Below are 10,187 nucleotides of genomic sequence, written 5' to 3'. Positions count from 1 at the left end.
CAGGCAGAAGGTCTGGGCGTGCACGCCGGTGGAGGTTCGGGTGTCTTTGAGTTCGTCGTCGACGTGGACGGTGCAGGTGATGGAGTCACCGTCGCCCTGGGCGACGATGTTGGGCGAGGCTGCCGGTGCGGTGGTGGACAGCGTGAGTTTCCACGGCAGCGGGGCGTGGTCGATGCGCTGCGGCTTGGCGTCCAGGTCGAGGTAGTTGATGTCGGCGTAGCTGCCGGTGCCGGTGATCTCGTAGGTGACGACTTTGGGCTTGAACGGTTTGGCGTCGTCGGCGAAGTTGCGCGGGGTGACGATGACGGGGTTCTGGCCGAAGTAGCCGCGCACGCGTTGCACGGTGAAGCCGGCGACCAGGGCCACGGCGAGGATGAGCAACGGGATCCACGCCTTCTTGAGCGCATTGCCGATCACGCTGCGGACACCATGGTCGACTGCACGTGCTGCTCCCCACTTCCCATACCCTGACCGCGACAGATTAGGTCATTTAAGTGTTAGATTAGACCAGTTAAGTTAATCATGGGAAACCTTCGCTGTGGGTGGCTCGTATCACCGTAGCCGGTAACGCGCAGCTGATCGAACCAAATACGCAGCAGTTCAATGGGATTGAACAGGCGGCGACGACTGTTCAGGGAGCAGGGGCACATGGCAACCAGCACGAATAGACTCCGTCACATGAAGGCACGCACTCTCGCCGCAGTTGCGGGTTCATTCGCCGCAGCCGCCCTTGCTGTCGGGATGGCCGTCCCCGCGCAGGCCGATCCCGACACCGATTTCGCCAACCAGCTGCACACCTACGGGATCTACGGTCCCAAGGACTACAACGCGTGGATCGGCAAGATCACCTGCCAGCGGCTCGACAACAACGTCGACCACAGCGCCACCGACTCCGCGGCGTTCCTGAAGAAGAACCTGCCGCGCAACAGCAGCTCGGAGCAGCAGGTGTACCAGTTCCTCAACGCCGCGTTCGACACGTACTGCCCGGAGAAGCACGACCTGCTGGTCGCGCTCGCGCACTAGCAGCCGGGGCCCTAGCCGCACTCGGCCCTGGCGGTGCCTCAGTGCACCGTCAGCGCCGAGACGTCCCAGATGTCGTCGCAGTATTCGGCGATGGCGCGGTCCGACGAGAACTTGCCGCTGCGCGCGGTGTTCAGGATCGACATGTGCGACCAGTGGTCGCGGTCCTGCCAGGCCGCACTCACCTCGTCCTGGCACGCCACGTAGGACGCGTAGTCCGCGCACACCAGGAACGGGTCGTCGTAGCGCAGGTTGTGCACCAGGGGCCGGAACACCTCGGTGTCACCGTGGGAGAAGTGGCCGTGCTCGATCAGGTCGAGTACCGCCGCGAGTTCAGGGTTGGCAGCGATGTATTCGGCAGGCCGGTAGCCGTCGCGCTTGAGGGCTTCGACCTCGTCGACCGTCAGGCCGAACAGGAAGAAGTTGTCCGCACCGGCCTCCTCCCGGATTTCCACGTTGGCGCCGTCGAGCGTTCCGATCGTCAACGCGCCATTCATCATGAACTTCATGTTGCCGGTGCCGGAGGCCTCTTTGCCCGCCGTCGAGATCTGCTCGGAGAGGTTGGCCGCCGGGTAGATCAGGTGGGCGTTCTGCACATTGAAGTTCGGCAGGAACACCACCTTCATGAACTGATTCACCGAAGGATCGACGTTGATCATGTCGCCCACGGCGGTGATCAGCTTGATGATTCGCTTGGCGAGGAAATAGCCGGGGGCGGCCTTGCCGCCGAAGATGTACGCGCGCGGCGCCATCTGCAGGCCCGGATTCTGCTTCAGCCGCAGGTACTGGGTGACGATGTTGAGCACATTGAGGTGCTGGCGCTTGTATTCGTGGATGCGTTTGACCTGGATGTCGAACAGCCAGGAGGGGTCGAGTTCGATACCGGTCTCGGTCTGTACCAATTCGGCGAGCCGGGCTTTGTTGGCGCGCTTGACGGCCCGCCACTCCTGCCGGAACGCCGGATCGTCGGCGAATGCCTCCAGCCCGCGCAGCCGGTCCAGGTCGGTCAGCCAGCCCTCGCCGACGGTGCGGTCGAGCAGGGCGCGCAGACCCGGGTTGGACAGGGCCACGAACCGCCGTGGCGTCACGCCGTTGGTCTTGTTGGAGAACCGTTCGGGCCACATCTCGTAGAAGTCCTTGAGCACGCTGTCCTTGAGCAGCTCGGAGTGCAGCGCCGCGACGCCGTTGATCGCGTGGCTGCCGACGGTGGCCAGGTAGGCCATCTTGACCGTCTTGCCGCCGTCCTCGCCGATCAGTGATATCCGGCGGACCCGGTCCTCGTCACCGGGGAACTTCGCGCGAACCTCGTCCAGGAAACGGCTGTTGATCTCGTAGATGATCTCGAGGTGCCGCGGCAGGCTCTCGCTGAACAGCCCCAGTGGCCACGTCTCCAGGGCCTCGGGCAGCAGTGTGTGGTTGGTGTAGCCGAAGGTCGCCACCGTGATGCCCCAGGCCGTGTTCCAGTCGAGGCGGCGCTCGTCGATGAGCAGGCGCATCAGTTCGGCCACGCCGATCGACGGGTGGGTGTCGTTGAGCTGCAACGCGAATCGCTCGGGCAGGTCGTGGACCGACGCGTCGGCGAGGTCGTCCATGATGTGCAGGACGTGCTGCAGCGAGCAGGACACGAAGAAGTACTGCTGCAGCAGGCGCAGCCGCTTACCCGCCTCCGGCTCGTCGTTCGGGTACAGCACCTTGGTGACGGTCTCCGAGGTCACCTCGTCCTCGACGGCCTTGTAGTAGTCGCCGGTGTTGAACGCCTCCAGCGCAAACTCCTTGACCGCCCGCGCGCTCCACAGCGTCAGCACATTGCAGGTCTTCACGCCGTAGCCCTGGATCGGCGTGTCGTAGGCGACGCCCTTGATGAGGCGCCCGGGCACCCACCGGATGCGGTCGCGGCCGGCGTCGTCGAGGTAGTGCTCGGTGTGCCCGCTCCAGCCGACCAGGTAGTTGACGTCCGGCTTGGCGATCTCCCAGGGGTTGCCGTTGTCCAGCCAGTTGTCGGTCTTCTCGACCTGCCAGCCATCGTGGATCTCCTGGTCGAAGATGCCGAATTCGTAGCGGATGCCGTATCCGATCGCCGGGCGTTCCAGCGTGGCAAGCGAATCGAGGTAGCACGCGGCCAACCGGCCCAGGCCGCCGTTGCCGAGACCGGGCTCCTCCTCGCACGCCAGGACTTCGTAGAGGTCCTGGCCGAGTTCGGCCAGCGCCTCCCGGGCGGCGTCCTCGATGCCGAGGTTGAGCAGGTTGGCTCCGAGCTGCGGACCCATCAGGAATTCGGCCGACAGGTAGCACGTGACCTTGTTGCCCAGGTCCAGCGAGGTCTGGGTCGAGGCGGTGCGGTTGTCCTGCATCCGGTCGCGAACCGCCAAGGCGAGCGCGCGGTAATAGTGCGTCGGTTGCAGCGCAGCCGCCGGCCGGCCGATCGAGTAGCGCAGGTGGTCGGCGATGGCCCGGCCGAGGGCTTCGGCGGAGCGGCCGGTGCGGCTGGGCTCACGGGTGCCGTTGGTGGATTCGGTCAGCGCGAAGTCGGTCACCCACGGATTGAACCGCGCTCGTGAGTACGGCGCGTTAACTTCGTTTGACAGTTGGTGAGAAACCGGTCACGCCGGGCCTTTGCCGTTGTCGACGCGGTACACCGAACCGTGAATCGCGGCGGCGTCATCACTGGCCAGGAACGCGATCACGTTCGCCACGTCCCGCGGTTCCATGAAGCCGCGCGGCGCGGCGATGCGCATGATCAGGTCCCAGTCGGCGTTCTCGGGCGCCGCGAACTCGGTGACCTGCGCGGTCAGCATGCCGCCCGGGCAGACGGCGTTGACCCGGAGTTTTTCCTTGGTGTACTCGACCGCCAGTGCGCGCGTCAGCCCGATCAGGCCATGCTTGGCGGCGCAGTAGCCGGCCGAGTAGATCTCGCCTTCGACGCCGGCGATCGAGGAGACGTTGACGATGTTGCCGCCGTTCTCCAGCAGCTGCGGCAGCGCCGCGCGCGTCAGGTAGAACGGGCCGTTCAGATTCACCGCGAGGTCGCGGTCCCAGTCGTCATCGGTCACCGACAAGGTGTGCCGCATGACGTGGAAGCCGGCGACGTTCACCAGGACGTCCAGCCGCCCGAACTTCGCGATGCAGTCCTCGACCGCCTGCCGACAGGCGTCGGCCGTGCTGATGTCCACCGCGGCGAACGCGCCGCCGGGCTCGTCGCCGTAGGCATCGGCGAACACCGTCGCCATCCGCTCGGCGTCCCGCGCGATACCGAAGACCGATGCGCCGCGTTCGGCGAAAACCTTGACCGTGGCCGCGCCCAGGCCGGCCGAGGCCCCGGTGATCAACGCGACCTTCCCGCTGAGTGAACTCATACGGTGACTTTCTCACGCCGTGGGCCAGTCGTTTGCGATACTCGGGCGGTGAAAATGAAACGTGTTCTCGCTATGGTTTCGAGTCTCGGCTTCGCCGCAGCGGGCGCACTCTTCGGGACGGCAGCGCCGGCGCAGGCCGACAACATCCGGCTGCCCGAGGGCATCTACACCTACATCCAAGAGGGCACGCCGATGAGCGTGTGGACCATCTGGCCCGTCTGCGCCCCGACCGTCGGCGATCTGCGCAACAACCTGGAACTGCCGGTGGGTTGCCTCGTGCACGTCGGCTCCGACCAGTACGGCGGAACGCTGGGCGGCGATGCCCGCCAGACCGGCGGTGAGGGACATTGGATGTTCACCCAGACCGACCTCCAGGGTTTCACGTGTCCGGACGGCACCAAGATGAAGCTCGTCGAAACCTACGAGTGGGAAGACACGAACTGGACCGGTACCCGGACCACCACCAACAACGAACAGTGCGGCGTGCCGGCGGCCATGACCAAGAAGTCGTTCCGGCTGGAATTCCAGAAGCCGCTGCCGATTCCGGTGCAGCAGTTCCCGCTGTTCTGTGACCCCAACGACGGTCTGAAGCGCTGCCGCTGACGGCCGGGCCGATCAGGACGAGCCCTGCTCCTCGGCGACCGCCGCGGCGGCCTCGTCGATGATGGCGCGCATGGCGCGTTCGGCGCCGGCCTGATCGCGCATCCGCACGGCACGGGCCACCTCGTCGTGCAGCGCGATCGCCGCCGGATTGGGGGAGTCGGGCATCATGCCGTGGTGGGTGCGCCCCGCGAGGACCTCCGACACCACCGCGTTCAGGGCGCGGAACATCTCGTTGCCACTGGCCTCCAGCAGCGTCTGATGAAAGATCTTGTCCGCCAGTAGGTATGCCTCGAGGTTGCCGTCGCGCCCGTGCACCGCCATGTCCGACACGGCGGCGGCCATGATCCGGCACTGGTGCGGGTCGGCGCGCTCGGCGGCCAGGGCGGCCGCCACGGGTTCGAATCCGCGCCGCAATTCGGACAACGACACCAACTGGGCGGCCCGGTCGCCGGACTCGAGTCGCCAGCGAATCAGCCTGGGGTCGAACACATTCCAGTTGGCGGCGGGCTGGATGGTGATGCCGACCCGGCGGCGCGAGGCGACCATGCCCATCGATTCGAGGACCCGGATTGCTTCCCGCACGACACTGCGGGAGACGCCGTGCTCCGCGCTCACTCCTTCGAGGGTGATCACCTCGCCGGGGGCGTAGGTACCGGAGACCACCGCGGCCCCCAGCGCGCTCAGCACGTTGTCGTGCAGATCGCTGACGTTTGAAGGCGTGGCCACGCATAACATCCTGTCATAACTCCGTCGATCTAACTTAGAACTGATGTTTTACGAATGCCTCTTGAAAAAGTATGACTTTTGCGTCACGCTGTGTGAGTCAAACCACAACAAGGGCGGGTGCAGAAGATGCCATCACCCATCGTCGTCATGGGCGTTTCAGGATCCGGCAAGTCCACCGTCGGCGCGGCGCTCGCGCAGCGGCTCCGCGTGCCGTTCGCCGATGCGGACGACTTCCATCCCGTTGCCAACATCGCGAAGATGAAGGCCGGTCACCCGCTGAACGACGACGATCGTCGGCCCTGGCTCGAGACCATCGGGCAATGGCTCGGGGAGCACTGCGGCACCGGCGGCGTGATGAGCTGTTCGGCGCTGAAATACAAGTACCGCGTGCAGCTTCGCAGCCACTGCCCGGAAACCCGGTTTCTGCACCTGTTCGGCACGCCCGAGGTCATCGGCGCCCGGCAGGCCAGCCGGCCCGGCCACTTCATGCCGGCCTCGCTGCTGGCCTCACAGTTCGAAACCCTGGAACCCCTGCGAGCCGATGAGGCGGGAATCGTGATCGACGTCGGACAGAGCATCGATTCCATTGTCGAGGAATACATTTCGCGCACCCAAGGGGAGAACCGACGGGGCGAGCGAAGCGACGGGGAGAAGATCTGATGCGCACCGCCGGCACCGTCCTCGCCGACGCACCCAAACTCATCGAGCCGGTCTCCTCGGCGACGCAGCTGATTCTGGCGTTCGTGGCCGGCATCGGCGTCATCGTCGTACTCATCACGCTGGTCAAGCTGCACCCGTTCCTGTCCCTGATCTTCGGCGGGCTGACGGTGGGGCTGACGGCCGGTGAGAACCTCACCGCCGTCCTCAAATCGTTCTCCGACGGCTTCGGTGCGACAGCGGCCGGCGTCGGCATCCTGATCGCGCTCGGCGCGATGTTCGCCAAACTGCTCGCCGACTCCGGCGGGGCCGACGAGATCGTCGACACCATCGTCGGAGCCGCCTCGCCCCGCGCCCTGCCCTGGGCGATGGCACTGGTCGGCGCGATCATCGGGCTGCCGATGTTCTTCGAGATCGGGCTGGTGCTGCTGATGCCCGTCATCTACCTGGTGGCCCGGCGCTCGCAGCAGTCGCTCATCACCATCGGCATCCCGGCGCTGGCCGGTCTGTCGGCCATGCACGGTTTCGTGCCGCCGCATCCCGGGCCGCTGACCGCCGTCGGACTGCTCAATGCCGACCTCGGGGTCACGCTCGGACTCGGCGTGCTCGTCGCGGTCCCGACGATCGTCGTCGCGGGCCCGCTGTTCGGCCGCCTCGCCGGCAAGTGGGTCGTCGTCGCGGCACCGGACACCTTCACCACCGATCCGGAAGCCCTTCGGGCACACGGCAAGCGGCCCCGCTTCAGCGTCACGCTGTTCTCGGTGCTGCTGCCCGTCGCACTGATGCTGGGCAAGGCCCTCGTCGACATCTTCATCGACGACAAGACGCAGTGGTTCCGCCGGATCTTCGACGCCGTCGGCACGCCGCTGGTCGCACTGCTCATCGCCGTCGTGGTCGGCACCGTCACCCTCGGCCGGGGTGCCGGGATGGACCGCACCGCGATCACCAAGTGCATCGAGTCGAGCCTGCCCCCGGTCGCCGGCATCTTCCTGATCGTCGCCGCGGGCGGTGGATTCAAGCAGGTGCTGGTCGACACCGGCATCGGGACGATGCTGGCGCGCTGGGCCGAAGGTGTGCACATCTCGGTGCTCGTGCTGGCCTGGGTGCTCGCGGTCCTGATCCGGCTGGCCACGGGGTCGGCCACCGTCGCCACCATCACGGCGTCGTCGCTGATTCTCGGCCTCGTTCACGGGATGGGCTCGGGCGAGCTGTCCTTGGTGGTGCTCGCCGTCGGAGCCGGCTCGCTGTTCTTCTCCCACGTGAACGACGCGGGGTTCTGGTTGGTCAAGGAGTACTTCAAGCTGAGCGTCGGTCAGACGATCAAGACGTGGTCGATCATGGAGACCGTGCTGTCGGTGTCCGGTCTGGCCATGGTCCTGATCCTGGACGTGTTCGTCTAGCTCTCGCGCTGCTGTTTCTCAACGACGATGTGCGCCACCGGAATCGGCATCGGGCGCGGTGCGGCGGACAGCAGCTCGATCAGTGCGGCGTCAAGCGCGTCGGCGACCTGACATCGGCGCGCCGGGTCGGCGGGCTCGAGCACCTCCAGGAGGGTGCCGAACACCGCCGCCCTGGTGAAACCGACCCAGCTCTTGGCGAAAGCCGTTGCGTCACCGTCGGTCTGGTACCGCAGCCAGAAGCGGTCCGGTTCGTCGGCCACCACGAGGTGGGTGATCCGGAGGCGCTCGAAGCGACCCGAGGGGGCGAACGGTGACCGGAAGTCGGCTTCGCTGCGGCCCACGATCGGCAGGCGCATGCGCCGCACTTCTTCGGCAGTGACGAGCCGTTGGTTCTGCAGGTCGGACAGCGCGTGCATCAGACCGTCGAAGAGCGGCTCGAGGCCGGGCCGCCCGTCGTCGTGCTGGCCCATGGTCATGACCACGAGGCGGCCGCCCGGACTCAACTCGCGGCCGCGGAACGCGATGAACTCGTGCCAGTCGTGCGCCGCCTGCCGGGCGTACGCCGCGCGCACCTGCGCGTCGGCGCTGAAGGACGGCTGGATGTGATCGGGGATGTCGGCCGGCATGCGGCTGAGCCACTGGATGGCCCACGCCGACCAGCCCAGGTGCACACCTTCCGACGGCAGAATCTGGCTGAGGTACGACCGGCCCACCGCTGACGCGAAGGTGGCCCGATCGGCACGCAGGTAACTGAACGGATCGTCACGCAAGGTGCGGAACAGGGCGCTGAAATCGTTGTCGGGGATGTCGGTGTGCGTCACCGCGATCGGGTGCTCGGGCCGGACGCGTTTGCGCAGCGCGGTGATACCCGCGCCGATGGGCAGCAGCCCGTTGTGCGCGTTGCCCGAGCCGTACTCGGCGATCACCACCGGCCGCGGCGCCGCCGGGAGCGGCACCTCGGCGGCGGCCTGTTCGAAAAGCTTTGTGGCCGTGCGGAGTCCGACGGTCTGCAGGCGCGAGCTCCCGATCGGGTCGGGCTGCACCACCACGCTGGACTCGGGCATGTCTCACGGTAGCGCCGTGAGCTGTGTGGCGCGCTCTGAACCAGCGTGGAATCAGTGGCCGGTGCTCGATCGGCAGCTCAGCTGCCGCGGGCCACCCATTCGTCGTAGTTGACCAGTTCGCCGCCGATTGTGGTGGTGTCACCGTGGCCGGTGTAGACGACGGTGTCGCCGGGTAGCTTGCCGAGCTTTTCGGAGATGGACGCCAGGATGGTCGGGAAGTCCGAGTACGAGCGGCCGGTCGCGCCGGGGCCGCCGTGGAACAGGGTGTCGCCGGAGATCACCGCGCCGAGCTCGGGGATGTGCCAGCACACCGAGCCGGGGGAATGTCCGGGCGTGTGGATCGCCTTGATCTCCAGGCCGCCGACGGTGAGCACCTGCTCGTCGGCCACGGTGTGAAAAGGATTGTCCGGGTGGACATCCCGCCACAACATCTCGTCAGCCGGGTGCAGCAGCACTGGAGCGTCGAGGGCAGTGGACAGCTCCGGGGCGACGGTGATGTGGTCGTTGTGGCCGTGGGTGCAGACGACGGCGACCACGTTGCGGCCGTTCACCGCGTCGATGATGGGTGCCGCGGTGTGGGCGGCGTCGAACACGATGACGTCCGTGTCGTCGCCGACGAGCCAGATGTTGTTGTCGACGTCCCAGGTGCCGCCGTCCAGGCTGAACGTGCCGCTGGTGACGACGCGCTGGATGGCACTCACTTGAGGACCACCACCGAGCGAAGCACTTCGCCGCTGTGCATCTTGTGGAAGGCGTCCTCGATCTGGTCGAGCCCGATGCGCTCGGTGACGAACTTCTCCAGCGGGAGCCGGCCCTGCAGGTACAGGCTGATGAGGGTGGGGAAGTCGCGCTCGGGCAGGCAGTCGCCGTACCACGACGACTTCAGCGACCCGCCGTGGGAGAAGAAGTCGATCAGCGGCATCTCGAGGGTCATGTCGGGTGTCGGAACACCCACCAGGACAACGGTTCCGGCCAGATCGCGGGCGTAGAACGCCTGCTTCCAGGTCTCGGGCCGGCCGACCGCGTCGATCACGACGTCGGCGCCGAAGCCGTCGGTCAGGTCCTGGATGGTCTCGACGGCGTCGAGGTCGCGGGCGTTGATGGTGTGGGTGGCGCCGAACTCGCGGGCCCAGTGCAGTTTCTGGTTGTCGGTGTCGACGGCGATGATCCGCTTGGCGCCGACCAGGGCCGCGCCGGCGATGGCCGCATCGCCCACGCCGCCGCAGCCGATGACCGCGACGGTGTCGTCACGCGTCACGCCGCCGGTATTGATGGCGGCGCCGATGCCGGCCATCACGCCGCAGCCCAGCAGTCCGGCAACGGCCGGGTCGGCTTCGGAATCGACCTTGGTGCACTGGCGTTCG

At 66.7% G+C, this 10,187-nt stretch carries 11 protein-coding genes; 4 read left to right on the top strand and 7 right to left on the bottom strand.

What is annotated here, in order from left to right; all coding sequences use genetic code 11:
• On the bottom strand, positions 1 to 417 hold a 417-nt coding region (locus H289_RS0129375), incomplete at its 3' end, for an MmpS family transport accessory protein (protein WP_020103866.1).
• A gap of 261 nt (positions 418 to 678) precedes the next feature.
• Here H289_RS0129375 and H289_RS0129370 point away from each other — a divergent pair.
• Positions 679 to 1,023, top strand: coding sequence for a DUF732 domain-containing protein (locus H289_RS0129370; protein WP_029105927.1), 345 nt, complete (start codon positions 679 to 681; stop codon positions 1,021 to 1,023).
• A gap of 38 nt (positions 1,024 to 1,061) precedes the next feature.
• Here the strand turns inward: H289_RS0129370 and H289_RS0129365 are convergent, their stop codons facing one another.
• Complete coding sequence (locus tag H289_RS0129365; protein ID WP_020104439.1) at positions 1,062 to 3,554, bottom strand: glycogen/starch/alpha-glucan phosphorylase; 2,493 nt, start codon at positions 3,552 to 3,554, stop codon at positions 1,062 to 1,064.
• Positions 3,555 to 3,620: 66 nt separating this feature from the next.
• Positions 3,621 to 4,373, bottom strand: coding sequence for an SDR family NAD(P)-dependent oxidoreductase (locus H289_RS0129360; RefSeq protein WP_020104438.1), 753 nt, complete (start codon positions 4,371 to 4,373; stop codon positions 3,621 to 3,623).
• Positions 4,374 to 4,445: 72 nt separating this feature from the next.
• Between H289_RS0129360 and H289_RS0129355 the strand changes: the two genes are divergently transcribed.
• On the top strand, positions 4,446 to 4,976 hold the full coding sequence (locus H289_RS0129355; RefSeq protein WP_020104437.1) for a hypothetical protein: 531 nt from the start codon (positions 4,446 to 4,448) through the stop codon (positions 4,974 to 4,976).
• Positions 4,977 to 4,988: 12 nt separating this feature from the next.
• Here H289_RS0129355 and H289_RS0129350 read toward each other — a convergent pair whose 3' ends face one another.
• Complete coding sequence (locus tag H289_RS0129350; RefSeq protein ID WP_051128637.1) at positions 4,989 to 5,711, bottom strand: FadR/GntR family transcriptional regulator; 723 nt, start codon at positions 5,709 to 5,711, stop codon at positions 4,989 to 4,991.
• Between the two features lie 117 nt (positions 5,712 to 5,828).
• Here H289_RS0129350 and H289_RS0129345 point away from each other — a divergent pair, with 117 nt between their 5' ends.
• Both H289_RS0129345 and H289_RS0129340 read left to right on the top strand, forming a co-directional pair.
• Positions 5,829 to 6,362, top strand: a complete 534-nt coding sequence (locus H289_RS0129345) for a gluconokinase (protein WP_036421814.1) — start codon at positions 5,829 to 5,831, stop codon at positions 6,360 to 6,362.
• A complete protein-coding gene (locus H289_RS0129340; RefSeq protein WP_020104434.1) occupies positions 6,362 to 7,759 on the top strand; it encodes a GntP family permease in 1,398 nt (465 codons plus the stop codon). The genes H289_RS0129345 and H289_RS0129340 overlap by 1 nt, the downstream gene beginning before the upstream one ends.
• Here the strand turns inward: H289_RS0129340 and H289_RS0129335 are convergent.
• The 3 genes from H289_RS0129335 to H289_RS0129325 all read right to left on the bottom strand — a co-directional run.
• Positions 7,756 to 8,823: a class I SAM-dependent methyltransferase gene (locus tag H289_RS0129335; protein ID WP_020104433.1), complete on the bottom strand. Its 1,068-nt coding sequence runs from the start codon at positions 8,821 to 8,823 to the stop codon at positions 7,756 to 7,758. The two genes, H289_RS0129340 and H289_RS0129335, sit on opposite strands and share 4 nt — an antisense overlap.
• A gap of 77 nt (positions 8,824 to 8,900) precedes the next feature.
• Positions 8,901 to 9,524 (bottom strand): MBL fold metallo-hydrolase, encoded by a 624-nt coding sequence (locus H289_RS0129330; protein WP_020104432.1) that lies wholly within the window; start codon positions 9,522 to 9,524, stop codon positions 8,901 to 8,903.
• On the bottom strand, positions 9,521 to 10,187 hold a 667-nt coding region (locus tag H289_RS0129325; RefSeq protein ID WP_020104431.1), incomplete at its 5' end, for a zinc-binding dehydrogenase. The genes H289_RS0129330 and H289_RS0129325, both read right to left, overlap by 4 nt.

It is taken from the genome of Mycobacterium sp. 360MFTsu5.1, from assembly GCF_000383495.1.
Lineage (GTDB): Bacteria > Actinomycetota > Actinomycetes > Mycobacteriales > Mycobacteriaceae > Mycobacterium > Mycobacterium mucogenicum_B.
Note: the sequence above shows the minus strand (reverse complement) of the source record. Positions and strands in the feature narration are given on the sequence as shown.

What these genes read in the sequence shown, in the direction of transcription:
- H289_RS0129345 (WP_036421814.1), top strand. Translation starts at nt 5,829, where the DNA reads ATGCCATCACCCATCGTCGTCATGGGCGTTTCAGGATCCGGCAAGTCC.
- H289_RS0129355 (WP_020104437.1), top strand. Translation starts at nt 4,446, where the DNA reads ATGGTTTCGAGTCTCGGCTTCGCCGCAGCGGGCGCACTCTTCGGGACG.
- H289_RS0129340 (WP_020104434.1), top strand. Translation starts at nt 6,362, where the DNA reads ATGCGCACCGCCGGCACCGTCCTCGCCGACGCACCCAAACTCATCGAG.
- H289_RS0129335 (WP_020104433.1), bottom strand. Translation starts at nt 8,823, where the DNA reads ATGCCCGAGTCCAGCGTGGTGGTGCAGCCCGACCCGATCGGGAGCTCG.
- H289_RS0129370 (WP_029105927.1), top strand. Translation starts at nt 679, where the DNA reads ATGAAGGCACGCACTCTCGCCGCAGTTGCGGGTTCATTCGCCGCAGCC.
- H289_RS0129350 (WP_051128637.1), bottom strand. Translation starts at nt 5,711, where the DNA reads ATGTTATGCGTGGCCACGCCTTCAAACGTCAGCGATCTGCACGACAAC.
- H289_RS0129360 (WP_020104438.1), bottom strand. Translation starts at nt 4,373, where the DNA reads ATGAGTTCACTCAGCGGGAAGGTCGCGTTGATCACCGGGGCCTCGGCC.